The sequence below is a fragment of the Rhodopseudomonas sp. RCAM05734 genome (genome assembly GCF_052658035.1).
In genome coordinates this window covers 5,018,584-5,043,346 of record NZ_CP199742.1, presented here as the reverse complement: position 1 = coordinate 5,043,346, position 24,763 = coordinate 5,018,584, and the positions used below count along the sequence as shown (strand labels likewise).

Annotated in this window: 23 protein-coding genes; 17 read left to right on the top strand and 6 right to left on the bottom strand. The window is 65.6% G+C overall.

Going from position 1 to position 24,763, the window contains the following annotated elements; genetic code table 11:
- The first annotated feature begins 109 nt into the window (after positions 1 to 109).
- The 7 genes from ACUXVA_RS23800 (at position 110) to ACUXVA_RS23770 (ending at position 5,060) form a co-directional block, all read left to right on the top strand.
- Positions 110 to 874 (top strand): pyridoxine 5'-phosphate synthase, encoded by a 765-nt coding sequence (locus tag ACUXVA_RS23800; RefSeq protein ID WP_265083324.1) that lies wholly within the window; start codon positions 110 to 112, stop codon positions 872 to 874.
- A complete protein-coding gene (gene acpS, locus ACUXVA_RS23795) occupies positions 871 to 1,290 on the top strand; it encodes a holo-ACP synthase (RefSeq protein WP_265083325.1) in 420 nt (139 codons plus the stop codon). The genes ACUXVA_RS23800 and acpS overlap by 4 nt, the downstream gene beginning before the upstream one ends.
- Before the next feature lie 75 nt (positions 1,291 to 1,365).
- Positions 1,366 to 1,566, top strand: coding sequence for a hypothetical protein (locus ACUXVA_RS23790; protein WP_265083326.1), 201 nt, complete (start codon positions 1,366 to 1,368; stop codon positions 1,564 to 1,566).
- A 551-nt stretch (positions 1,567 to 2,117) separates the two neighbouring features.
- Positions 2,118 to 2,876, top strand: coding sequence for a signal peptidase I (gene lepB / locus ACUXVA_RS23785; RefSeq protein ID WP_445488510.1), 759 nt, complete (start codon positions 2,118 to 2,120; stop codon positions 2,874 to 2,876).
- The gene (gene rnc, locus ACUXVA_RS23780; protein WP_265083328.1) at positions 2,873 to 3,688 is read left to right on the top strand and encodes a ribonuclease III; all 816 of its coding nucleotides are present in this window, start codon (positions 2,873 to 2,875) and stop codon (positions 3,686 to 3,688) included. The genes lepB and rnc overlap by 4 nt, the downstream gene beginning before the upstream one ends.
- Complete coding sequence (era, locus tag ACUXVA_RS23775; protein ID WP_265083674.1) at positions 3,681 to 4,634, top strand: GTPase Era; 954 nt, start codon at positions 3,681 to 3,683, stop codon at positions 4,632 to 4,634. The genes rnc and era overlap by 8 nt, the downstream gene beginning before the upstream one ends.
- A gap of 9 nt (positions 4,635 to 4,643) precedes the next feature.
- Positions 4,644 to 5,060, top strand: coding sequence for a hypothetical protein (locus ACUXVA_RS23770; protein WP_265083329.1), 417 nt, complete (start codon positions 4,644 to 4,646; stop codon positions 5,058 to 5,060).
- Between the two features lie 232 nt (positions 5,061 to 5,292).
- Here the strand turns inward: ACUXVA_RS23770 and ACUXVA_RS23765 are convergent, their stop codons facing one another.
- Positions 5,293 to 7,233, bottom strand: coding sequence for an AI-2E family transporter (locus tag ACUXVA_RS23765; protein ID WP_445488507.1), 1,941 nt, complete (start codon positions 7,231 to 7,233; stop codon positions 5,293 to 5,295).
- Positions 7,234 to 7,606: 373 nt separating this feature from the next.
- Here ACUXVA_RS23765 and ACUXVA_RS23760 point away from each other — a divergent pair, with 373 nt between their 5' ends.
- The gene (locus ACUXVA_RS23760) at positions 7,607 to 8,053 is read left to right on the top strand and encodes a hypothetical protein (protein ID WP_445488505.1); all 447 of its coding nucleotides are present in this window, start codon (positions 7,607 to 7,609) and stop codon (positions 8,051 to 8,053) included.
- A gap of 65 nt (positions 8,054 to 8,118) precedes the next feature.
- Positions 8,119 to 8,874: a DNA repair protein RecO gene (gene recO, locus ACUXVA_RS23755; RefSeq protein ID WP_265083332.1), complete on the top strand. Its 756-nt coding sequence runs from the start codon at positions 8,119 to 8,121 to the stop codon at positions 8,872 to 8,874.
- A gap of 63 nt (positions 8,875 to 8,937) precedes the next feature.
- Here the strand turns inward: recO and ACUXVA_RS23750 are convergent, their stop codons facing one another.
- Entirely contained in the window at positions 8,938 to 9,216 is a 279-nt protein-coding gene (locus ACUXVA_RS23750) for a hypothetical protein (RefSeq protein WP_445488503.1), read from the bottom strand.
- Positions 9,217 to 9,477: 261 nt separating this feature from the next.
- Here ACUXVA_RS23750 and parC point away from each other — a divergent pair, with 261 nt between their 5' ends.
- Positions 9,478 to 11,742 carry a DNA topoisomerase IV subunit A gene (parC, locus tag ACUXVA_RS23745; protein ID WP_265083334.1) on the top strand — a complete coding sequence of 755 codons (2,265 nt, stop codon included), beginning with the start codon at positions 9,478 to 9,480 and terminating at the stop codon, positions 11,740 to 11,742.
- Between the two features lie 194 nt (positions 11,743 to 11,936).
- Here the strand turns inward: parC and ACUXVA_RS23740 are convergent, their stop codons facing one another.
- A complete protein-coding gene (locus ACUXVA_RS23740) occupies positions 11,937 to 13,238 on the bottom strand; it encodes a hemolysin family protein (protein WP_445488501.1) in 1,302 nt (433 codons plus the stop codon).
- A gap of 281 nt (positions 13,239 to 13,519) precedes the next feature.
- Between ACUXVA_RS23740 and ACUXVA_RS23735 the strand changes: the two genes are divergently transcribed.
- Entirely contained in the window at positions 13,520 to 14,731 is a 1,212-nt protein-coding gene (locus ACUXVA_RS23735) for an efflux RND transporter periplasmic adaptor subunit (RefSeq protein WP_265083675.1), read from the top strand.
- Positions 14,728 to 17,895 (top strand): efflux RND transporter permease subunit, encoded by a 3,168-nt coding sequence (locus ACUXVA_RS23730; protein WP_445488499.1) that lies wholly within the window; start codon positions 14,728 to 14,730, stop codon positions 17,893 to 17,895. Before ACUXVA_RS23735 ends, ACUXVA_RS23730 begins: the two co-directional genes overlap by 4 nt.
- A gap of 114 nt (positions 17,896 to 18,009) precedes the next feature.
- On the opposite strand, the gene ACUXVA_RS23725 is transcribed toward ACUXVA_RS23730, so the two are convergent.
- From ACUXVA_RS23725 to ACUXVA_RS23715, 3 genes are read right to left on the bottom strand one after another with little or no spacing between them, the layout of a single operon-like run.
- Entirely contained in the window at positions 18,010 to 19,170 is a 1,161-nt protein-coding gene (locus ACUXVA_RS23725; protein WP_265083336.1) for an MFS transporter, read from the bottom strand.
- Positions 19,171 to 19,186: 16 nt separating this feature from the next.
- Positions 19,187 to 20,539, bottom strand: coding sequence for an NAD(P)-binding domain-containing protein (locus ACUXVA_RS23720; RefSeq protein ID WP_445488496.1), 1,353 nt, complete (start codon positions 20,537 to 20,539; stop codon positions 19,187 to 19,189).
- Between the two features lie 49 nt (positions 20,540 to 20,588).
- Entirely contained in the window at positions 20,589 to 20,912 is a 324-nt protein-coding gene (locus tag ACUXVA_RS23715) for an ArsR/SmtB family transcription factor (RefSeq protein ID WP_265083337.1), read from the bottom strand.
- A 110-nt stretch (positions 20,913 to 21,022) separates the two neighbouring features.
- Here ACUXVA_RS23715 and ACUXVA_RS23710 point away from each other — a divergent pair, with 110 nt between their 5' ends.
- Genes ACUXVA_RS23710 through ACUXVA_RS23690 form a run of 5 tightly spaced genes read left to right on the top strand, consistent with a single transcriptional unit; the run spans position 21,023 to position 24,673 of the window.
- Positions 21,023 to 21,397: an ArsR/SmtB family transcription factor gene (locus tag ACUXVA_RS23710; protein ID WP_265083338.1), complete on the top strand. Its 375-nt coding sequence runs from the start codon at positions 21,023 to 21,025 to the stop codon at positions 21,395 to 21,397.
- Positions 21,390 to 21,917: an arsenate reductase ArsC gene (locus ACUXVA_RS23705; RefSeq protein ID WP_265083339.1), complete on the top strand. Its 528-nt coding sequence runs from the start codon at positions 21,390 to 21,392 to the stop codon at positions 21,915 to 21,917. Before ACUXVA_RS23710 ends, ACUXVA_RS23705 begins: the two co-directional genes overlap by 8 nt.
- Positions 21,918 to 21,920: 3 nt before the next feature.
- Positions 21,921 to 22,985: an ACR3 family arsenite efflux transporter gene (arsB, locus tag ACUXVA_RS23700; RefSeq protein ID WP_445488493.1), complete on the top strand. Its 1,065-nt coding sequence runs from the start codon at positions 21,921 to 21,923 to the stop codon at positions 22,983 to 22,985.
- Positions 22,982 to 23,404, top strand: coding sequence for an arsenate reductase (glutaredoxin) (gene arsC, locus ACUXVA_RS23695; protein ID WP_445488491.1), 423 nt, complete (start codon positions 22,982 to 22,984; stop codon positions 23,402 to 23,404). Before arsB ends, arsC begins: the two co-directional genes overlap by 4 nt.
- A gap of 9 nt (positions 23,405 to 23,413) precedes the next feature.
- A complete protein-coding gene (locus ACUXVA_RS23690) occupies positions 23,414 to 24,673 on the top strand; it encodes an adenylate/guanylate cyclase domain-containing protein (RefSeq protein WP_445488489.1) in 1,260 nt (419 codons plus the stop codon).
- Positions 24,674 to 24,763: the final 90 nt, after the last annotated feature.

Here is a 24,763-nt window from a genome sequence, read left to right as displayed (position 1 = left end):
ACAGCGTTGACCGGATCCCTGCTTTCGCGGAGATGACAGCCGGTGGCTGCTCGCAATGATCGCTTCACATCGCTATGCTCACCGCATCGTTGATTTCCGGAAGTTGCCAATGCCCACTTTTCCCCTCCGCCTCGGCGTCAACATCGATCACGTCGCCACCCTGCGCAATGCACGCGGCGGGCATCGTCCCGATCCGGTGCGCGCTGCGCTGGCGGCCATCGAGGCCGGCGCCGACGGCATCACCGCGCATCTGCGCGAGGACCGCCGCCACATCCGCGACGATGACATGAAGCGGCTGAAGGCCGAGATTTCAAAGCCGCTGAACTTCGAAATGGCGGCGACGCCGGACATGGTCGAGATCGCCCTGGCCACCAGGCCCCATGCGGTCTGCCTGGTGCCGGAACGGCGCGAGGAGCTGACCACCGAAGGCGGCCTCGACGTGGCCGGTCAGCACAATGCGCTGGCGCCGGTGATCGCCCGGTTCAACGACGCCGGCGTCCGGGTGTCGCTGTTCATCGCTGCCGATCCCCGTCAGATCGAGATGGCCGCCAAATTGCGCGCCCCGGTGATCGAACTGCACACCGGCGCCTGGTGCGACGCCATCGAGGATGGCAATGCGGCCAAAGCCGCCAGCGAATGGCAGCGCATTGTCGCCGGCGCAGCCCTGGCGAAATCCGCGGGACTGGAGATCCATGCCGGCCACGGCCTCGATTACGCCACCGCCGAGACCATCTCGGCGCTGCCGGAGATCGCCGAACTCAACATCGGCTATTTCATGATGGGGGAGGCGCTGTTCGTCGGCCTCGGCGCCACCGTCCGCGCCATGCGCGCGGCGATGGACCGGGGCCGCAAGCACCTCGCGGGCGCCGCATGATCATCGGCATCGGCTCCGACCTGATCGACATCACCCGCGTCGCCAAGGTGATCGAGCGGCATGGCGAGCGCTTTCTCGATCGCATCTTCACCGACGCCGAGCGCGCCAAGGCCGAGCGCCGCTCCAAGAACGAGAAGATGGTGGTCGCCACCTACGCCAAGCGCTTCGCCGCCAAGGAGGCTTGTTCGAAGGCGCTCGGCACCGGCATCCGCCAGGGCGTCTGGTGGCGCGACATGGGGGTGGTCAACCTGCCGGGCGGCCGGCCGTCGATGCTTTTGACCGGTGGGGCGCTGGCCCGGCTGCAGAAGCTGACCCCGGCGGGCATGGAGGCCCGGATAGACCTCACCATCACCGACGACTGGCCGCTGGCGCAGGCGTTTGTGATCATCTCGGCGGAGCAGGCGAGCAAAGGCTGAGCTGGCCTGCGAGTTGAGGTTGCAACTTTAACGTGCCAAACTGCGCTGGCCGTTCAAAGCATCGCAGCCGAGCCGATGAAAAAAGTCGTCTTCAATGAGCGGCTTAAGCTGATGGCAGGATTTGCCAATGCGATTGCGGTTGCGATGCTTTCGGCCGGTGTAATCGGTCCCGTTCTGGCGTTTTTCTACGGGATTTTGCCGGTGGTTACGGACGTTTCATCGATCCTGGCAGGGTCGTTGGTTTGCATCCTCGTTAGTGGGTGCTTACATTTTTAGCGTTGGCCATCCTTGGAGGGATCCAGGAATGAACGGTTATCAACTTTATGGCCTGTTCGCTCCCGTCATCGGGGCGGCCTTTGTTCTGGTTTATGTGGCCATCGGATTGCACTTCAACCGCGCGGCTTACCGCCGTTCGCAGTCTGAAGCGCTTCCCCCCATATCCAGGAAGCCGCACGGGTGGCGAACGAGAAGTTCATCGCCGATGCCCTGAAGGAAATGGCCGAGCGGCCGGCAGCGTAACTGGCAGATGTCGGGTAGCAGGGGATGATGCCGAGGCGCCGCAAATGGTGCGCCGACTTAAATTTCCTCCATCTTTCCAACCAATTCGCTGATCTTTCCTGCCCCAATAACGGTTCCGTTGATTGCGGCACGGCAAACAACCCGTTAAAAGCCGGCATCTGCCTTCAGCAGGACCGAACGTGGCCTGACCCTCTGGGTTTGCGCCGCAATTCGCTCTAAACATCAGAATCAATGCCTCATCTCATCGCGGCGCCATGTTTGCGTGAGATCACCACAATCCGCGCGGCAATGCGGGAATCGGGAAAGCGATGAGCGTGACATCCGGAACCAAGACTGAAAGCGGCGTCGGCGAAACCATCCGCGTCGTCATCAATGCGCTGTTGATCGCGCTGGTGATCCGGACCTTCCTGTTCCAGCCGTTCAACATCCCGTCGGGCTCGATGAAGGCCACCCTGCTGGTGGGCGACTACCTGTTCGTGTCGAAATATTCCTATGGCTACAGCCACTATTCGATCCCGCTGTCGCCGCCGATCTTCTCCGGCCGCATCTTCGGCTCGGAGCCGGCGCGCGGCGACGTCGTGGTGTTCCGGCTGCCGAAGGATGACAGCACCGATTACATCAAGCGCGTGATCGGGCTGCCGGGCGACCGCATCCAGATGAAGGAAGGGCTGCTCTACATCAATGAGAAGCCGGTGCAGCGCGAGCGCCTGTCGGATTTCGTCGGTGAGGATCCCTGCGGCTCCGACGCCACCGCGCGGGTCAAGCGCTGGAAGGAGACGCTGCCTAACGGTGTCACCTACGAGTCGCTCGATTGCGTCGACAACGGCTTCTACGACAACACCAACGTCTACACCGTGCCGCCCGGCAACTTCTTCATGATGGGCGACAACCGCGACAACTCCACCGACAGCCGCGTGCTGTCCGCGGTGGGCTACGTGCCGTTCGAGAACATCGTCGGGCGCGCGCAGATGATTTTCTTCTCGATCGCCGAGGGCGAACATGCCTGGCAGATCTGGCGCTGGCCGACCGCCGTTCGCTGGGGTCGCATCTTTTCCATTGTGCGATGAAAGACGACTCCGCCAACCTCGCGTCCCCCTCGAGTGCCGACGACCTGACCTTGCCTGACGCCGGCACGGAGACGGCTGCCGTGCGCAAGAAGCGCAAGAATGCCGCCATGAAGGCTGCCGCGGCGCAGATCGAGACGCGGATCGGCTACACATTCAAGGACCCGCTGCTGCTGGCCACCGCCTTCACCCATGTGTCGGCGCTGAAGTCGCAGCGTAGCCGCGCGGACAGCTACCAGCGCCTCGAATTCCTCGGCGACCACGTGCTCGGTCTGGTGGTGTCCGACATGCTGTACCGCGCCTTTCCGCAAGCGGACGAGGGCGAACTGTCGAAGCGGCTAGCCGAACTGGTGCGCAAGGAAGCCTGCGCCGACGTGGCGCGCACGCTTGACCTGCTCGACGGCATCAAGCTCGGCGCGGTCGGGGCGGGCGCCGGCGCGCGGCTTCGCAAGTCGGTGCTCGGCGATATCTGCGAGGCGGTGATCGGCGCCATCTTCCTCGATGGCGGTTACCCCGCCGCGGACAGTTTCGTGCAGCGCAACTGGCTGGAGCGCATGCGCAAGCCGGCGCGCCCGTTGCGCGATTCCAAGACCGTGCTGCAGGAGTGGGCCCAGGGCAAGGGACTGCCGACGCCGGTCTATCGCGAGGTCGAGCGCTCCGGCCCGCATCACGATCCGCAATTCCGTGTCGCCGTCGACCTGCCGGGCCTGGCGCCCGCGGAAGGCGTCGGCGGCAGCAAGCGCGCGGCCGAGAAGCTCGCCGCGTCCGCCATGCTGGCGCGCGAAGGCGTCAGCAGCGACAACAATGATGGATGACCCTGTGAACGACGATATCGATCCCGCCCCGACGCCCGACGTTCCCGATGCGGAGACGCGCTGCGGCTTCGTCGCCCTGATCGGCGCGCCGAATGTCGGAAAATCCACGCTGGTCAACGCGCTTGTCGGATCCAAGGTCACCATAGTCTCGCGCAAAGTGCAGACCACGCGCGCGCTGATCCGCGGCATCGTGATCGAGAACCACGCGCAGATCATCCTGGTCGATACCCCCGGCATCTTCCTGCCGAAGCGCCGGCTCGACCGCGCCATGGTCAAGACCGCCTGGAGCGGGGCTCATGACGCTGACCTGGTCTGCATCCTGCTCGACGCCCGAGAGGGCATCGACGAGGAGGCTGAGGCGATCTTCAGCCAGCTCGAGAAGGTCAATCACCCGAAGTATCTGGTGATCAACAAGGTCGACATCGTCTCCAAGGAAAAGCTGCTGAAGCTGGCGGCCGCCGCCAACGAGCGGATGAAGTTCGAAGAGACGTTCATGATCTCGGCGATGACCGGCGACGGCGTCGACGATCTCCGCCGCACGCTGGCGGCTGCGGTGCCGCCCGGTCCCTATCACTATCCCGAAGACCAGATGTCGGATGCGCCGATGCGGCATCTCGCGGCCGAAATCACCCGCGAAAAGATCTTCCGCCAGTTGCACCAGGAGCTGCCGTATCAGTCCACGGTGGAGACCGACACCTGGACCGAGCGCAAGGACAAGTCGATCCGCATCGAGCAGACCATTTTCGTCGAGCGCGAAAGCCAGCGCAAGATCGTGCTCGGCAAGGGCGGCGCCACCATCAAGTCGATCGGCGCCGATGCCCGCAAGGAGATCGCCGAGATCACCGGCGTGCCCGTGCATCTGTTCCTGTTCGTCAAGGTGCGCGAGAACTGGGGCGACGATCCCAATCGCTACCGCGAAATGGGCCTCGAATTCCCCAAGGACTAGCCAGCGCCCATGTCGGTTGCCAACAACGGTTCCAACAACAATTCGAAGAACGTTCCGAAGAACGTCTTCTACTTCGAAGTCCTGCTGTACGCATCGCTGACGCTGGATGCGCTGTCGATCGCGTTTCAGGACCGCACGCCCGATGCTGACATGACCGAGACCACGATCATGGCGGCGAACATCGTTGCGGCCTGTCTGCTGCTGCTGTTCGTGTTTCTGGTGCATCACGCCGCTCACGGCCGCAAGAGCTGGCCGCGCTGGGTGCTGGTGGCATCACTGGTGTTCTCGGTACTGTCGCTGCTGCAGATCCTCGGCATCAGCGGGCTGCAGCTCGACAGCGCCATCGAGATCGTGTCCTGCGCACTGACCGCCGGCGGACTGTACTTTGCATTCACTGGCGACGCCGCCAACTGGTTCAACGCGTGAGGAGTAGGGCGGGTTAGCGAAGCGTAACCCGCTTTACGGCGTGATCGTTGAAGCGGCGGATCGCGGGTCGTAAATCCGCCCCCGCGCTTGGCGTGTAGAGTGTAGGGTGGGCAAAGCGATCGGGCCGCGCGTAGCGCGGCCGATGCGTGCCCACCATCGGCGGCGATGGATTTGAACGGTGGGCACGGCGCAAGCGCGCCTTTGCCCACCCTACGAATCTGCACAAGGCGGACTACACTTTCCCGGCACGCTCCAGCGCCGCGTCGACGCCGGCGGCCAGCGCCGTCAGGGCGGCGGAGGACGATCGTCCGGCTGCCAGTTCCGACACCGTATCAACCACATGGCTGAAGTTGCCGGCGGCGGGGGTGACGTCGCGCGTCGACGACAGCGGGGCGTCGCGGGTGCCGCCGAGCATGGCGACCACGATGCGGCTGCCCTTGCTCTTCTTCACCAGGCGACGCACCGCATAATGCACCATGGCATCCGAGGGCTGCCCGACGTAGCAGATGCAGAATGCCTGGGTCTGCGAGACATCGAGGGAGAAGAACCGCGAGATCGACAGCGCGTCGGCGGTCTCGGCGGTGGCGCCGATGCCGCGGCGTTTCAGCAGTTGCGCCAGCACCAGCGCCGCCGCCTCGTCGAGCTTGCCGGCGCCAGGGATGCACAGCACCGCGCCGGGCGCCTGCCACTGCGCGAGCAAGGGCGCGGGATCCTCGACGGGAACGATGCCGTCGAGCCGCGCCAGCTCGGAGCGCGCATCGACGACTTCAATCTCTTCGGGGACACGGTCTTCGTGGGTCTCGAGGTCGTCGACGACTTCGCTGACCGTGGCGAGAATGCGCTCGAGCCGGTCGGCGTGCAGGCGGCCGAGGCGCACGTCGGCCTCGGCGAGACGCAGCCCTTTCAGCAGGATGCTGTCGTAGTAGGTCTCCAGGGGCGCGTCCTCGAGATAGGTCTGCGCCTGCTGCGACGCCTCGATGGGGTCGCCGGCCAGCATGCGTTGATAGACCAGTTGCGGTGGCGTCAGCGCCGGCTGGTTGCCGAGCAGCACGTCGAAGAACTGCAGCCGGTCGACATGGCGGCCGACCACCACCAGGCAGACGGTGAGCGGCGTCGCCAGCACCAGCCCGATCGGCCCCCACAGCCAGGTCCAGAACGACGCCGACAGCACGATGGCCACCGGCGACAGGCCGGAGCTGCGGCCATAGACGAGGGGCTCCACCACCTGGCTGGCGATCACCTGCAGCGACGCGAACAACGCCACGGTCATCAGCAGCATGCCCCAGCCGGAGCCGACGGCGGCGGCAAGGATCAGCGGAAACACCGCCGAGATCGCCGAGCCGACATAGGGCACGAAGCGCAGGATGGCGGCGACCAGCCCCCACAGCGGCGCGCTCGGCACACCGATGAAGGTGAGCCCGATGCCGATCAAGAGGCCGAAGCTGGCGTTGACGATCATCTGGTTGAGGAACAGCCGTGACAGCCGCTGGCCGGCGTCGTCGAGCGCAGCGGTGGTACGCTGCATGTCATGGGAGCCGGCGAGGCGGATGAAACGGTTGCGCAGGTCCTGGCGCTGCAGAAGGATGAAGATCACGAAGATGACCACGATGCCGGTGGTGGTGAGCGGCTGGATCAGCGGCTGGATGATTGCCACCAGCGTGGTCAGGGTGCCCGGATCGGGCTGGCGGATTTCCACCGGGATCGGCTTGTCCAGCGGCTGCCGGCGCAACCCGTCGATGGCGCTTCGCCCTGCGGCCGGGTTCTGCAGTTCGCTGTCGAGCTCACGCAGCACGCGCGAGGCCCGCTCCAGCGTGCCGGAGCCGCCGGTGGCGAAGCCGCGCAGCCCCTGGATCTTGTCGCGCAGCGTCTGCTGGTAGCCCGGCAATTCCTGGGCGAGCCGGTTGGCCTGCGACACCATCAGGCCGCCCAGGCTGAACATCACGGAAAAGCCGATGAACACGGTGACCAGCACGGAAACCGTTCGCGGCACCCGCCATGACTGCAGCCGGATTACGAACGGCGCCAGCACGAAGCTGAACAGCACCGCCAGCGCCACGGGCACCAGGATCTCGCGGCCGAAATACAGGCCGGTCACGATCAGGGCCGCTACTGCCATGTTGATCAGTGCCGTTCCCGGCGGCTTGGGGAGACGGATCGGTGCTATGTCTGTCAATGGAATGTCCGGTCGGGTCCGGCAATGGACCTGGCTGCGAGCCTTAACTGCAACCGCTGCGCCGGGCAAACGTTCCGCTCCGACGTTGCTGCTCCGCTCACTACGGCTGCACCGACGCGACCATCCAGTATGCCAAATTCCGGTAGATGGCCGCCATGGGGTGGACGACGCAGCATCATTCTTGCGGTGCGCAGGCACGGCGATTCCAGCGCCATCGTTGCTGATGCTCGGTGGTAATTTTTGCCGCCTGCGAAGAATTTTCCCCATGGTCACAAGCACGGGCTCGTGGAAAACGCCCGCATTTTCAGTCACGACGTCTGGTACGACAATTGCTGAGATGCCCTCGATGAAGTTTTCAAGTCAGGGAATTTGAATGCAGATTACAGGTACGTCGGTCACCTCGTCCTACGCGGCGCCGGGCGCGAACCGGTCTCAGAAGGCAGAGAGCGCATCCAGTGCCGCGGTCGCCGATGCCGGGGCCGGCATTTCCACTTACGATTTCTCCAGCATGTCGCCGGCTCAGATGCGCAGCACGGTCAACGATCTGATCCGCAGCGGCAAGATGACCCTCGACGAGTCCGGCCCACTGCTTGGCATGATGTCACCACCGGCGTCGCGATGGGCCGGCAGCGGCAGCGCATCAGCCGACGAAGCCAACCGCATGGACAATCAGCCGATTGATGCTTTCGCGACCTTGCGGGCAGGCATAACGGGTGCGCAATCGAGGGGGGACCGTCGCAATGTCGAAGCCCTTGGCCAGACTCTGGACGCCTTGCTGCGACTTCAGGGAACTACGGCTTCGGTCGATATCCGCGCTTGAAAAATGGCTTTCGGTTTCACCCCCGGATGCAGAAGTCATGGTGAAAATCATATAACGTCCAGTTCATGGAATGGACCGACGAAGGCATCATCCTGGGGGTGCGGCGGCATGGCGAGAGCAGTGCCATTGTCGAACTGCTGACCCGCGGCCACGGCCGGCATCTCGGCCTTGTCAGGGGCGGGGCGGGCACGCGGATGCGGCCGGTGCTGCAGCCCGGCAATACCGTCAATGCGACCTGGCGCGCGCGTCTCGATGAACATCTCGGCTATTACCAGATCGAGGGCCTGCAGATGCGCGCCGCCACCGTGCTGGCCTCCAGCCATGCCACCTATGGCGTGACCCATCTGGCGGCGCTGGCGCGGCTGCTGCCGGAGCGCGACCCGCATGAAGACCTCTACGAGATGCTGGACCGCACGCTGAACGATTTCGACGATGTCAGCGAGGCCGCACTGCATGTGGTGCGGTTCGAGCTGGCTATGCTGGCAGAACTCGGCTTCGGCCTCGACCTCGACAATTGCGCCGCCACAGGCGCCACCACCGACCTGATCTATGTCTCGCCAAAGTCCGGCGGCGCAGTGTCGCGGTCGGCCGGCGAGCCGTGGCGCGACCGGCTGATGCGGCTGCCGCCGTTCCTGCGCGACGGCGGCGACGCCGATCGGCAGAACTCGTGGTCCGACCGCGACCTGCAGGACGGCTTCGACCTCACCGGCCGCTTCCTGCTGCGCAACGTGCTGGAGCCGCGCGGGCAGGGCCACTCGGACGCGCGGGAGGGGTTTATCAATGCGGTGACCAGGCACTTGGCGCGGCTTGCGGCGGAGTAGGGCTTTACTTCACGACGTTCGGCTCGGTGCCGTGCGCGGTGGGTCGCTTCCATCAACCCCAGATCAGGAGCCGGATTGTCGTGTCGCCGGTTGGTTCTTGAAGGCACCGCGGTTGACGTGCCTGGCAATGGCAATGCTGAGCTGGGTCAGGGCTTGCGCGATCTCGGCGTCGGTCACGTCGTTCCGGGACGCCTGCACCGGCACGGGCTTGGCAAGCTGACGGCGATCCTGACGCTTGATGTTCCGGCGAATGGCCAGCAGCGCCGCGCTCCAGGCCAGCGCAGAAACCACCCCCGCTGCGATCAGCGGCACGGCGACGAGCCGGACATCACTGCTGGTCATCGTTCAGCTCCGGGAGCGCGAGGACACCTTGGCGCCGTCAATCTAGGATGAGGTATCCGGGGAAGCAACTTGCCATCGGTCGCGCCGAGTTGGAGACGCCCATGTCACGGATGCCGTCAGCGGCATCTTCCCGTCAAATTCAGGGGGAGGCCGAAGAAAGTGGCAGCTTTATCAATATCTTGCCACGCCACACGGCTGCCGCGCCACAACAATGCCGATTCGTTTCTTGTCGAATTCGGCGCCAGAGGCTAATCCCCCGCCATGGGAAAACGACTGATTCCGCCGGTAGAACCGGCTGAAATTCACGAAGTGCAGCTGCGGGACGCGCTCGAGGAGCGCTATCTCGCTTATGCGCTTTCCACGATCATGCACCGCGCATTGCCGGACGCCCGCGACGGGTTGAAGCCGGTGCATCGGCGTATCCTGTACGGCATGCGGCTGCTGCGGCTCGATCCCGGCACTCCGTTCAAGAAATCGGCAAAAATCGTTGGCGACGTGATGGGTTCGTTCCATCCGCATGGCGACCAGTCGATCTATGACGCGCTGGTGCGCCTGGCGCAGGATTTCTCGTCGCGCTACCCGCTGGTCGACGGCCAGGGCAATTTCGGCAATATCGACGGCGATAGCGCCGCCGCCTACCGCTACACCGAAGCCCGCATGACCGATGTGGCGCGGCTGTTGCTGGAGGGCATCGACGAGGACGCCGTCGAGCTGCGCCCGAACTACGACGGCCAGTCGAAAGAGCCGAGCGTGCTGCCCGGCGGCTTCCCGAACCTCTTGGCCAACGGCTCGCAGGGCATCGCCGTCGGCATGGCCACCGCCATCCCGCCGCACAACGCCGCGGAACTCTGCGACGCCGCGCTGCACCTGATCGAGAAGCCCGACGCCAAGTCCAAGGCGCTGCTGCGCTGGGTCAAGGGTCCGGACTTCCCGACCGGCGGCATCATCATCGATTCCAAGGAAAGCATCGCCGAAGCCTACATGACTGGGCGCGGCTCGTTCCGCACCCGTGCCAAGTGGCACCAGGAGGAGGGCGCCCGCGGCGCCTGGGTCGTGGTGGTCACCGAGATTCCCTGGCTGGTGCAGAAGTCGCGACTGATCGAGAAGATCGCCGAACTGCTCAACGACAAGAAGCTGCCGCTGGTCGGCGATATCAGAGACGAATCCGCCGAGGATATCCGCGTCGTCATCGAGCCGAAGTCGCGCAATGTCGATCCCGAGCTGGTGATGGAATCGCTGTTCCGGCTGACCGAGCTGGAAAGCAAGATCCCGCTGAACCTCAACGTGCTGGTCAAGGGCCGCATCCCCAAGGTGCTCGGCCTGGCCGAAGTGCTGCGCGAATGGCTCGACCATCTGCGCGACGTGCTGCTGCGCCGCTCCAACTACCGCAAGACGCAGATCGAGCATCGCCTCGAAGTGCTCGGCGGCTACCTGATCGCCTATCTGAACATCGACAAGGTGATCAAGATCATCCGCACCGAGGATGAGCCCAAGCCGGTGCTGATGAAGGCGTTTTCGCTCACCGACATCCAGGCCGAAGCGATCCTCAACATGCGGCTGCGCAGCCTGCGCAAGCTGGAAGAATTCGAGATCCGCACCGAGGACAAGAAGCTTCGCGACGAGCTCAAGGGCATCAACGCGATCCTGAAGTCCGAGGCCGAGCAGTGGGCCAAGGTCGGCGAGCAGGTGCGCAGGGTGCGCGACATGTTCGGGCCGAAGACGGCGCTCGGCAAGCGCCGCACCACCTTCGCGGATGCGCCGGAGCACGACCTCGCAGCACTCGAGGAATCGCTGGTGGAGCGCGAGCCGGTCACGGTGATCATCTCCGACAAGGGCTGGGTGCGCACGCTGAAGGGCCATGTCGAGGACACGTCGGGCCTGGTGTTCAAGACCGACGACAAGCTCGGCCAGGCGTTCTTCGCCGAGACCACGTCGAAGCTGATGCTGCTGGCCACCAACGGCCGCTTCTACGCGCTCGACGTCTCCAAGCTGCCGGGCGGCCGCGGCCACGGCGAGCCGATCCGCATGTTCATCGACATGGAAGGCGACGCCGCCATTGTCGCGCTGTTCGTCCACAAGGGCGGCCGCAAGTTCCTGGTCGCCAGCCACGACGGCCAGGGCTTTGTGGTCAACGAGGACGACTGCGTCGGCAACACCCGCAAGGGCAAGCAGATCCTCAATGTCGAGATGCCCAACGAGGCGAAGACGCTGACCGTGGTCGAGGACGGCAACGACAGCGTCGCGGTCATCGGCGACAACCGGAAGATGCTCATCTTCCCGCTCGACCAGGTGCCGGAAATGGCGCGCGGTCGCGGAGTGCGGCTGCAGAAGTACAAGGACGGCGGATTGAGCGATATCGTCACCTTCACCGCCAAGGCAGGCCTGACCTGGCGCGACGGCGCCGGCCGCGAATTCAGCGCGACCATCAAGGAACTGGCCGAATGGCGCGGCAACCGCGCCGACGCCGGCCGCCTGCCGCCGAAGGGTTTTCCGAAGTCGAACAAGTTCGGCAAGGTGATCGCGTAGCGGACGTCGTGAAGCGCAATGGCGCTTCAGCCCTCTCCCCTGTCGTCGCCCGGCCTGCGCGCAATTGCGCGCCAGGACCGGGCGATCCAGTAACTTCGGCGCCGGAGCTTACGCACCGTCGTTCGCGTGTACTGGGTCCCCGCTTTCGCGGGGACGACAAGTGAGTGCTGGGCACGCGCTGGGCTAAGGCGGAACTACCCCAGCGCCATCTCCTCGACCTTGCTCGCCAGCACCTTGTCGATGCGGCGGCCGTCGAGGTCCATCACTTCGAAGCGCCAGCCATAGGCGACGATGTGGTCGCCTTCCTCCGGAATCCGGCCGAACTCCTGCAGCAGAAATCCCGCGAAGGTCTGGTACGGCCGCTGCTGCAGCGGCAGCTCGATATGCAGCAGCGCCGCGAACTCCACCGCCGGCATCCATCCCGCTATCAGGTAGGAGCCGTCGTCGCGCTTGTGGAACGCCGGTTCGGCCGGGCCGTCCTCGGTGTGAAACGCGCCGACGATCGATTCCAGGATATCGGCTGATGTGACCACCCCCTGGAATACGCCGTACTCATCGTGCACCAGACCGATATGCACCGGCGAGTCCCTGAGGATCGCGACCACGTCTCGGGCGTCGACCGAGTCGGGGATCACCGGCGCCTCGACCACCAGTTTGCGCAGGTCCGGCGTCGCACCGGACAGATAGACGTCGAGCATGTCCTTGGCCTGGATGATGCCAACAGCGGAATCGCGATTGCCGTCGAACACCGCGAAGCGCGAATGGTTGCTGCCGGCGAGTTCGGCGTAGATCTCCTCGACGGGATCGGCGAGGTCGATCATCGCCACTTCGTGGCGCGGCGTCATCACCGCGCCGACCGCGAGATCGCCGAGCCGCATCACGCCGGCAATCATTTCCTTCTCGCCGGGTTCCAGCACGCCGGCATTCTCGGCCTCGGTGACCAGACTGCGGATCTCGTCCTCGCTGACCTTTTCGCCGGCGTCGCCGCGCTGGCCGAGCAGCCACAGCAGCGCCTTGCCGGACCGATCCAGCAGCCAGACCAGAGGCAGCGACACTTTCGCCAGCAGCACCATGGCCGGCGCGACGCGCACCGCCACCGCTTCCGGATCGCGCAGCGCGATCTGTTTCGGCACCAGCTCGCCGACGATCAGCGACGCATAGGTGATCACCGACACCACGATGCCGACGCCGAGCGCATCGGCCGCGCCCTTGGATACGCCGAGTTCCAGCAGCAAATCCGTCAGCCGCAATCCCAGCGTGGCGCCGGAGAATGCGCCGGAGAGCACCCCGATCAGGGTGATGCCGATCTGTACGGTGGACAGGAACTTGCCGGGATCGGAGGCCAGCGCCAGCGCGCGGCGTGAGCCGCGGACGCCTTTTTCCACCAGGGCGGCGAGCCGGGCCGGGCGGGACGAGACGATGGCCAGCTCGGACATCGAGAGCAGGCCATTGACCACGATCAGGACCGCAACGATCCCGAGTTCGACAGATAACACGCTTTATCCTTCTTCGGTGATGACATCCCAGCATAGCTCAATTTGGGCCCCCGGGGACAGGTTTGCGTCCGCGGGACGCGGCCGCCGCGAAACGGTCCGGCGGGATGGCCGGTCGCGCCTGGCGGTCCAAGTCGAGGCAACATTTCGTGATCGCGCATGTTGCGTTGTCGACATCGAATGCGTGCATACTGTTTTCGCTTGATAGATCGCATTTATGTATGATGATCGACATCCGTCCTGTCGTCGGTCGGCCACGGAGATTTGTCTTGAGCAAGCAGCGAATTCTATCCCGCGGCCTCAACGCTGCCGCGTGTCGGCCGCGCCACGCGGGGGCGGTTGCCGTGCTGGCGCTCTTGCTGCTGGCGGGCTGCGGCAAGAAGGAAGAAGCCGCGGCACCGCCGCCGCCGGCGGTGACGGTCGCAAACCCCACCAAAAAAGTCACCACCGACTGGGATGAGTTCACCGGTCGCTTCGACGCCATCGAGCAGGTGCAGGTCCGAGCCCGCGTCACCGGCTTCGTCACCAAGGTCGCCTTCACCGACGGTGCGGTCGTGAAGACCGGCGATCTGCTCTACGAGATCGATCCGCGGCAGTATCAGGCGGCGGCTGAAACGGCGCAGGGCGCGCTCGACGATGCCAAGGCCAAGGTGGTGCTGGCGCAGCGCGAACTCGAGCGTGCCACCACGCTGATCAAGACCCAGGCGATCTCCGAAAACATCGTCGACCAGCGTGCCCAGGCGCTCGCCGCGGCGGAAGCCGCGACGCTGCAGGCAGAAGGATCGCTGAAGCAGGCCCAACTCAATGTCGAATACACCAAAGTGGTGGCGCCGATCGATGGCCGCGTCAGCCGCCATCTCGTCTCGGTCGGCAACCTCGTGCAAGGCAGCGAGAGCGGCGCGACCTTGCTGACCTCGATCGTTTCGATCACGCCGATCTATGTCTATTTCGACATGGACGAGGCGACCTATCTGCGCAACAGCCGGCTGTGGTTCGAAGGCAGGCGGCCGAGTTCGCGCGACACGCCCAATCCGGTCGAGATCACGCTGGTGGGCGAGACCAAGCCGTCGCACAAGGGCAAGATGGACTTCCTCGACAACCGGCTCGATGTCGGCACCGGCACGCTGCGGGGCCGCGCCATCGTCGACAATCAGGATCAGTCGATCCTGCCCGGCCAGTTCGCCCGCGTGCGCGTGATCGCGTCAGGCGAATACGAGGCGCTGCTGATTCCGGACGCCGCCGTTGCCACCGACCAGTCGCGCAAGATCGTGATGGTGGTGAAGCCCGACGATACCGTGGAAGCGCGGCCGGTGGTGCTCGGGCCGCTGGATAGCGGGCTGCGGGTGATCCGCGAGGGGCTGAAGCCCGACGACCGGGTCATTGTCGATGGCCTGCAGCGGGCACGGATCGGCGCCAAGGTGACGCCGAAGGCGCAGGCTGCGCCGGCGCCTCAAGCAGCGCCGACCTCTGCGCCAGCCGCTGGCGCCAAGCCATGAATCTCGGCAGCCTCTCCATCAACCGGCCCATCTTGGCGATGGTGCTGTCGATCGTGCTGCTGATTGTCGGCGCGCTGGCCTACACGACATTGCCGGTTGCGGAATATCCGCAGGTGGCGCCGCCGACGGTGGTCATCACCACGCAATATCCCGGCGCGTCCGCCCAGACCGTGTCGGACACCGTGGCGACGCCGATCGAACAGGAGATCAACGGCGTCGAGGACATGCTGTACATGTACAGCCAGGCCACCTCGAACGGCCAGCTCAACATCACCGTCACCTTCAAGCTCGGCACCGACCTCGACAAGGCGCAGGTGCTGGTACAGAACCGCGTCGCCATCGCGCAGCCGCGGCTGCCGGAAGAGGTGCAGCGGGTCGGCGTCGTCACCCGCAAGAACAGCCCGGACCTCTTGATGGTCGTGTTCATGCTGTCGCCGGACGACACCTACGACCAGCTCTACATTTCCAACTATGCGCTGCGTCAGGTGCGCGACCAGCCGCTGCGGCTCGACGGCGTCGGCGACATCACGATCTTTGGCGCGCGCGATTATTCGATGCGGCTGTGGTTCGACCCCGACAAGATCGCCACCCTCGGCCTGACCGCGGGCGAGGTGATTGCCGCCGTGCGCGCGCAGAACCTGCAGATTGCCGGCGGCCAGATCGCCGAACCGCCGATCTCCGACCGCGCATTCGCGCCGAACCTGACCTTTACCGGCCGGCTCAAGGACGCCAAGGAATTCGAGAACATCGTCATCAAGGCCGGCGCCGACGGCCGCACCACGCGGCTGCGCGACGTCGCCCGCATCGAGCTGGGTGCGCTGGCCTACACCACCAACAGCTTCCTGCTGAAGAAGCCCGCGATCGGCCTTGCGGTGTCGCAGCGGCCAGGCTCCAACGCGCTGGGTACCGCGAAAGCGGTGTCCGACACGATGGCGCGGCTGAAGCGGGATTTCCCGAAGGGGCTCGATTACAATATCGGCTACAACCCGACCGAGTTCATCGCGCAGTCGGTCTCCGAACTGATCAAGACGATCTACGAGGCGATGGCGCTGGTGGTGGTCGTCGTACTCGTCTTCCTGCAGGGCTGGCGTCCCGCGATCATCCCGATCATCGCCATTCCGGTCTCGCTGGTGGGCACCTTCGCCGTGATGGCGGCGTTGGGCTTCTCCATCAACAATCTCACTTTGTTCGGCCTCGTCCTGGCGGTCGGCATCGTCGTCGACGACGCCATCGTGGTGGTGGAGAATGTCGAGCGGCATCTCTCTGAAGGCAAATCGCGGCGTGACGCGGCCTTACGCACCATGGAGGAGGTCGGCGGCGCACTGGTCTCGATCGCTCTGGTGCTGTGCGCGGTGTTCGTGCCGACCGCTTTCATCGGCGGCATATCCGGGCAGTTCTTCCAGCAGTTCGCCATCACCATTGCGGTGGCGACGGCGATCTCCTGCTTCTGTTCGCTGACACTGTCGCCGGCTTTGGCCTCGCTGATCCTGCAGGCGCATCACGAGAAGGCCGCACCGGCCAGCTGGAACGTGGTGGCGCGCGGCTGGGGCGCCTTCACCGGTGCATTCAACCGTGGCTTCGACCGGCTGTCGCACGGCTACGGCACGGCGGCCGGCTGGGTCATCAGGCATTCGGCGGTGATGTTGCTGATCTATGCCGTGCTGATCGGGTCCGCCGGCTGGCTGGTCTATTCGACGCCGCAGGGCTTCATCCCGGCGCAGGATCGCGGCTATGTCATCGTTGTCGTGCAATTGCCCGGCGCATCCTCGCTGACGCGGACCACCGAGATCGTCCGTGAGATCGAGCGCATCGCACTCGGCGTGCCCGGCGTGGTCCGGGTGCCGTCCTTCGCCGGATTCAACGGCGCGACGCGCACGCAGGCCAGCAACGCCGCCGCTCTGTTTCCGGTGTTCGACGACGCCGAAGAGCGCGCCAGGCATGGCCTGACCGCCACCGGCATCACGGCCGAATTGCGCAAGAGGCTGGCGGCCATCGAAGGCGCGGTGGTGATCGTGGTGCCGCCCCCGGCCGTGCCGGGCATAGGCACCGGCGGTGGCTTCGCCATGCGCATCCTGGACAGTCAGGGCAGGGGCGCCGAATTCCTGGCGGCCGCCACCGACGAACTGGTCAACGCCGCGCGCAAGGCGCCGGGGCTTACCGCGGTGTTCTCGCCGTTTACCGCCAACACCCCGCAGGTGTTCGTCGAGGTCGATCGGCAGCGCGCGCAGATGCTCAACGTGCCCGTGCAGAATATCACCGACGCGATCGAGACCTATTTCGGCTCGGCCTATGTCAACGACTTCAACATCCTCGGCCGCACCTATCACGTCACCGCGCAGGCCGACCTGCCGTTCCGCAAGGAGACGTCCGATCTGGCGCGGCTGCAGACCCGCAACACCGATGGCAACATGGTGCTGCTCGGCAGCGTGCTGAATTTCAAGGATACCGCCGGGCCGGATCGCGTGGCGCGCTACAATCTCTATCCGGCGGCCGAACTCCAGGGCGATACGCTGCCCGGCGTGTCCTCGGCGACGGCGCTGGCGACCATGAAGAAGCTCGCCGACGAGACGCTGCCGAGCGGCTTCACCTTCGAATGGACCGACCTGTCGTACCAGCAGGCGACCGGCGGCAATTCCGGGCTCTACGTGTTTCCGATCTGCGTGCTGTTCGTGTTCCTGGTGCTGGCGGCGCAATACGGCTCGTGGTCGCTGCCCTTCGCGGTGCTGCTGATCGTGCCCATGTGCCTGTTGGCGGCGACCATCGGCGTCCGCATCATGGGGCAGGACATCAACATCCTGACCCAGATCGGCTTCGTCGTGCTGGTCGGGCTCGCGGCCAAGAACGCCATCCTGATCGTCGAATTCGCCCGCGACATCGAGCAGGAGGGCAGGCCGCAGCTGGAAGCCGTGATCGAGGCCTGCCGGCTGCGCATCCGGCCGATCCTGATGACGTCCTTCGCCTTCATCCTCGGCGTGCTGCCGCTGGTGATCTCGTCGGGCTCCGGCTCGGAGATGCGTCAGGCGGTCGGCGTCGCCGTATTCTTCGGCATGATCGGCGTCACCTTGTTCGGCCTGGTGTTCACGCCGGTGTTTTACATTCTGATCCGGCGGCTGTTCCCGGGCTCGGTTGTCATCGGCGACAAGGAGCAGGGCGCGAATATCTGACGCTGACGCTGTCGTAGTCGTAGGGTGGGCAAAGGCGCTCTTGCGCCGTGCCCACCGTCGTGGGGCATGGTGGGCACGTTCTCGTCCGCTTCGCGCCCGAGAACTTTGCCCACCCTACAAGTGTCCGTGCCGCTTCCCCTTCAGCAAACACAGCGCCAGCAGCGCCGACAGGCTGAGCGCCGACGACACCAGCAGCACGCGGCTGCCGATCACGTCGATCAGCAGGCCGAATGCCAGCGGCGCTGCCGCCTGCGCCATCCGCGCGGGGGCGCCGAGCAGGCCGAGGCGGTAGCCGTAGTTCTCCGGCCCGAAGATCGCCAGCGGCAGCGTGCCGCGCGCGATGGTCAGGATGCCGTTGCCGGCGCCATGAAACACCGCGAACACCCCGGCCGCGCCGCCGCCGGCCAGCATCAGGATGGCGACGCCGACCGGATGCGTCATGCAGGCCAGCCGCGTCGACAGCAGCGGATGGAAGCGGCTGAGAAAGCCGGCCTCGAGAATCCGCGCCAGCACCTGCGCCGGTCCGATCAGCGCGCCGGCGGTGATCGCCTGCACGCTCGATGCGCCGGCGGCCTCCATGATGCGCGGCAGATGCGCGGCCATGGCGCCGGTGACGCTCCATGCCGCGGCGAAGGTGAAGGCCAGCAGCACCATGGTGCGGTCGATCGGCAGGTGCGGTTTGATCGCAACCACGGCTGCGGCCTTCGCACCCTTGACCGGAGGCAGGAAGATCAGGTTGAGCGGCAGCCCGATCAGGATATGCGCCGCCGCCCATGCAAAGCAGGTCTCGCGCCAGCCGATGGTCGAGAGCCCCCACGCGGTCAGCGGCCAGCCGACGGTGCTGGCGAAGCCGGCCAGCAGGGTGATGCCGGTGATCGAGCGCCGCGCCTGGTCGCCATAGATGCGGCCGAGCGCGGCGAAGGCGGCGTCGTACAGCCCGAGCCCCATGCCGGCGCCGAGCAACAGCCACGCCGCGATCAGCACCGGGATCGATCCGGCCAGGCCCAGCACCGCCAGCCCCGCCGCGAGAATGATGTTGGAGGCCGACAGCACCTGCCGGCCGCCGAACTGGTCGATCTGCCGGCCGACCCGGGGCCCGAGCAGCGCCGAGATCACCAGCGATGCCGAGAACGCCGCGAACATCCAGTTGCTGGAAATGCCGAGATCGTGGGCGATCGGATCGGCGAGGATGGCCGGGAGATAGTAGCTCGAGGCCCAGGCCAGCGTCTGGGAGGTGCCCAGCGCCAGGATGAGGGGAAGTTGGCGCGGGCTCATCGTGGAGAGATCATGGTCAAGGGCACCCGCAGCCTGCTTCTTTTGGTTGTTGTGCCGCCGTCGAAGGGCCGCAGCAAGCGCTAACCGCGAAGGCTGCTGTCGCGCCACAGCATGGCTCGGCGCCGGCCGCCGCGCCGCGGCTGCACACGCCGGTTTCCGGCAGCACCAGTTCGACCCGTGCCGCCGCCGCGTGGTCGCCGGCGATGGCGGCGGCGATGGAGCGCACCTGTTCGTAGCCGGTGATCATCAGGAAGGTCGGCGCGCGGCCATATGATTTCATGCCGGCGATGTAGAGGCCGGGCTCGTCCTGTTGCAACTCGGCTGCGCCATGCGGCCGCACGGTGCCGCAGCTGTGTTCGTTGGGATCGATCAGCGGCGCCAGCGCTATCGGGCATTCGATCGCGGGATCGAGTCGGATACGCAATTCGCTGAGGAAATCGAGCTGTGGCCGGAAGCCGGTGGCCACGATCAACTCGTCGACAATCACATGGCGTCCGCCCGCGGCGATGCGCAGTCGACTGCCGTCGCGATCGATCTGCGTCACCCGGAATTCGGTTTCGACGGCGATGGCGCTGGCGGCAACGAGGGCAGCGAAGGCGGAGCCGAGTTCGCCGCGGGCGGCAAGCTTGTCATTGGCGCCGCCGCCAAAAGCTTTTTCCGGATCCGCGCCGCGCAGCAACCACACCGGTTCGGTGCCCGGCGCATCCTGCCGCAGCCGTGCGAGATCGGTCAGCGTGCCCACAGCCGAATGTCCGGCGCCCAGCACCGCCACCGTCTTGCGGGCATAGCGTGCGCGGTCTTGCCCCAGCACGTCGGGCATCCCGTAGGCGATGCGGTCGGCGGCTTCGCTTTCGCCGATGGCCGTAAGGCCGTTGGCGCCTGCCGGATTGGGTGACTGCCAGGTGCCGGACGCATCGATCACCGCGTCGGCCAGCACCGAGGTTGGTCCCTGGCCATTCTGATAGCGCAGCTCGAATGGCGCGGCCTCGCGGCCGCCGGTCTTCAATTTGTCGAAGCCGACACGGCTGATACCGGTGACCCGGCTCGAGGTGCGGATATGATCCTTCAGCACTGTTCGGGTTGCGAGCGGCTCAAGGTAGCCTTCGAGCAGTTCGCCGCCGGTCGGATAGATCGAGGGCTCCGGCGAATTCCAGCCGGTCGGCGCGAGCAGGCGCGCGGCGGCGGCGTCGATGTTGTACTGCCACGGCGAGAACAGCTGGACATGACTCCATTGTCTGATGGCGTGGCCGATCTCCGGGCCGGCCTCGAGCACGACGGGTACCATGCCGCGCTCCAGCACATGCGCTGCGGCGGCGAGGCCGACCGGTCCCGCGCCGATGATGGCGACTGTCTTGGTGGCTTCGCTCATGATCGTCCTCCCATTAAACTGGAAATATCGAAATAAAAGTCACGAAAGATCACGCCGCGCTCTTGGAATCCTTGCGGCTTGGTTCAGCAATATCGGCGCAGCATTCCGAGACCAGGAAATTCACCAGGCCGTGCATGATGTCGTAGCTGGCGTGGCACACCAGCGTCGTGGACTCCCGCTTTTGGGTGACCAGTCCTGCGACGACCAGCGCCTTGATGTGGTGCGACAGGGTGGACGGGGCGACCTTCAGTTTTTCCTGCAGCCGTCCCACCGCCAGCCCGGGGTGCCCGGCGCGCACCAGCGCGCGATAGATCTTCAATCGCGTCGGATTGCCCAAGGCTTCGAGCTGAGCGGCTGCATCATCGAGTTTCATGCCGGCAAACTCTCACGGAGTCGCACGGTCGTCAACCGTATTTCCAGAATGATCGAAATAGTGAGGGGCAGGCGCTTGACAAACGTCATTGTATCGATAAATCTGGATATATGGAATCAGAACAGGCCATCCTTGCTTTGGGCGCGCTGGCGCAGGATACGCGGCTCGACGTGTTTCGCCGGCTCGTGCAGCACGAGCCCGACGGCATCGCCGCCGGCGAACTGGCGCGGCTCGTCGCCGTTCCGCAGAACACCATGTCGTCGCATCTGGCGATCCTGTCGCGCGCCGGGCTGGTCACCGCCGAGCGGAAGAGCCGCTCCATCATCTACCGCGCCAATCTCGCGGCGTTCCAGGCCGTAGCGCTGTTCCTGCTGCAGGATTGCTGCGGCGGCCGCGCCGAGATCTGCGCGCCGCTGATTGCCAGCCTGACGCCGTGCTGTCCGCCCCCGAAGAAGAAGCGAGCCAAGGAGAAGGCCGATGCCTGACCGGATCTACAACGTGCTGTTCCTGTGCACCGGCAACAGCGCCCGTTCGATTCTCGCGGAGTCGATCCTGCGCAAGGACGGCCGCGGCCGTTTTCGCGCCTTCTCCGCCGGCAGCCGGCCGGGCGGAAAGGTCAATCCCTTCGCCCTCAAGGTGCTCGACAGCTTCCGCTATCCGACCGATGGCCTGCGCTCGAAGAGCTGGCTGGAGTTCGCCCAGCCCGACGCGCCGGTGATGGATTTCGTATTCACGGTCTGTGACAACGCTGCCGGCGAGAGCTGCCCGGTCTGGCCGGGCCAGCCGATCACCGCGCATTGGGGCATCGAGGATCCCGCTGCCGCGACCGGCACCGATCTGCAGAAGGAAGCCGCCTTCGTCGCCGCGTTCCGCTACATGAAGAACCGCATCGCGCTGTTCACCGCGCTGCCCCTTGCAGCCATCGACCAGCTGTCGCTCGGCACCAAACTGCGCGACATCGGCCGCAGCGACGGCGCCACCAACTCGCGTCCCGAGGTCGCCTGAGCCATGAACATCTTTGAACGCTACCTGACCCTGTGGGTCGCTCTGTGCATCGTGGTCGGCATCGCGCTCGGCCATCTGATGCCCGGCGCGTTCGCCGTGGTGGCGGGCGCCGAGGTGGCGAAGGTCAACATGCCCGTCGCGATCCTGATCTGGCTGATGATCATCCCGATGCTGCTGAAGATCGATTTCGGCGCGCTCGGCGAGGTCAAGAAGCACTGGCGCGGCGTCGGCGTCACGCTGTTCATCAACTGGGCCGTGAAGCCGTTCTCCATGGCGCTGCTCGGCACCTTCTTCATCGGCCACGTCTTCGCGTCGGTGCTCCCGGCCGGGCAGGGGCCGTCCTACATCGCCGGGTTGATCCTGCTCGCGGCGGCGCCGTGCACGGCGATGGTGTTCGTATGGTCCAACCTGGTCGAGGGCGAGCCGCATTACACCCTGAGCCAGGTCGCATTGAACGACGTGCTGATGGTGTTCCTGTTCGCGCCTTTGGTGGGGCTGCTGCTTGGCGTTGCTTCCATCGCGGTGCCCTGGGCGACGCTGCTGCTGTCGGTGGTGCTGTACATCGTGGTGCCCGTGGTGATCGCGCAACTGTGGCGGCGGGCGCTGCTGCAAGCCGGGCCGCGCGCCTTCGAGCGCACCATGCAGCGGCTGGCGCCGGCGTCGCTGGCGGCGCTGCTGGCGACTTTGGTGCTGCTGTTCGGCTTCCAGGGCGAGCAGATCCTGGCGCAGCCCATGGTGATCGTGATCCTCGCGGTGCCGATCCTGATCCAGGTCTATTTCAACGCCGGGCTCGCTTACGTGCTCAGCCGCTATTTTGGCGTCGCCTGGTGCGTCGCTGCACCGGCCGCACTGATCGGCGCCAGCAACTTCTTCGAACTGGCGGTGGCCGCCGCCATCAGCCTGTTCGGCCTCAACTCCGGCGCCGCGCTGGCTACCGTGGTCGGCGTGCTGGTCGAGGTGCCGGTGATGCTGTCGGTGGTGAAGATCGTCAAGGCGTCGCGCGGCTGGTATGAAGCCGGCGCCGGGCAGGCCGCTGCGCCCGTCATCGAGAAGGAAGCCCAGGCATGACCGTCACCATCTATCACAACCCGGCCTGCGGCACCTCGCGCAACACGCTGGCGATGATCCGCGCCAGCGGCGAGGAACCCGTGGTGATCGAATATCTCAAGACTCCGCCGGACCGCGTGCGGCTCACGCAACTGATCGCGGCGATGGGCATTACGCCGCGTGCGCTGCTGCGTGAAAAGGGCACGCCCTACGCAGAACTCGGCCTCGACGATCCCGCGCTTGGCGGAGACGCGCTGCTCGACGCCATGCTGGCGCATCCGATCCTGATCAACCGGCCGATCGTCGAGACGCCGAAGGGCACGAAACTGTGCCGTCCGTCGGAACTGGTGCTGGAACTGCTCGATGCGCCCGCCGCGACCTTCGTCAAGGAAGACGGCGAGATCGTGCAGGCAGTTGGCGGAGACGAGCGCACCGGCTAGATTGTCCGGATGGAAGCGACGCAACGCCTTGAACTGATGAACTGGCTGGTCGGGCAGGGCCTGACCGGCCTTCCCGAGAACGAGTTGATCCGCGGCTTTTGCGAGCGCGCGCGCGCCGGCGGCATCGACCTGTCGCGCGGCCTCGTCTTCATCGACACGCTGCACCCGATCTTCGAAGGCCGCGGCTTCCGCTGGAACGACGCCGCCACCAACGAGACCGACTTTTTCGAATACGGCTCCACCAGCGCCGGCGAGGCGGCCGACAACTGGCGCCGCTCGGCCTTCTTCCACATGCTGGAGCACGGCCTCGACGAGATCGAGATCTGCGTCGCCGATATCGAGGCGCGCGGCTTTTCCATCATGGGCGACCTCGCCAAGGCCGGCCACAGGCATTGCATTGCCATGGTGCACCGCTTCGGCGAGGCCGGCACCATGGGGCAGATGGACTGCCTGTACTCCTACTGGGCGACGCGCCGCGACGATGGCTTTGCGCCGTTCGAACTGGCGGCGCTGCGCGACCTGGTGCCGGCGCTCGGCCTGGCCATCAAGATGGCCGCGCAGGTCGCCATCTCCCGCACGCTGGGCCGCGTCTATCTCGGCCGCGACGCCGCCGAGCAGGTGTTGCGCGGTCGCATCACGCGCGGCGTCAGCGATTGGATCAATGCGGTGCTGTGGTTCTCCGATCTGCGCGGCTCCACAGGGATCAGCGAGAAGATCGGCCCCGACGAGATCATCCCGTTTCTCAACGATTATGCCGAAGCCTCCATCGAGGCGATCCACGAGGCCGGCGGCGACGTGCTGAAGCTGATGGGGGACGGCGTGCTCGCCATGTTCACCGGCGAGGACATCGTCGCGGCGCGGCACCGCGCGCTGCGCGCCGAGCACCGCTTTCGCAGCAACATGATCGCGCTCAACGCCAGGCGCGAGGCCGAGGGCCGGCCGGTGACCACGGCCTATGTCGGCCTGCATGTCGGCGAGGTGTTCTACGGCAATATCGGCAGCGACGAGCGGCTCGACTTCACCGTGGTGGGACCGGCGGTGAACGAGGTCAGCCGCATCGCCTCCATGTGCAGTTCGGTGGACCGCCCGCTGCTGGCCTCGGAAGCCTTCCAGAAGGGCCTCGACGCCGCCGGCCGCAATCATCTGGTCTCCACCGGTCGCTTCGCGCTGCGCGGCATTGGCGGCGCGCAGCATCTCTACACGCTGGACCCCGACATCGCGACGGATGCGGCGGCGGCGGGAAAGTACGAGCGCTATCTGGCGGGGTGACCGCTGATCTTCCCCTCTCCCGCAAGCCGGAGAGGGATCATCCTGCGCACAGTTTCAGGTCACGTACTGCCTAACAATCTGTTCTTCTCG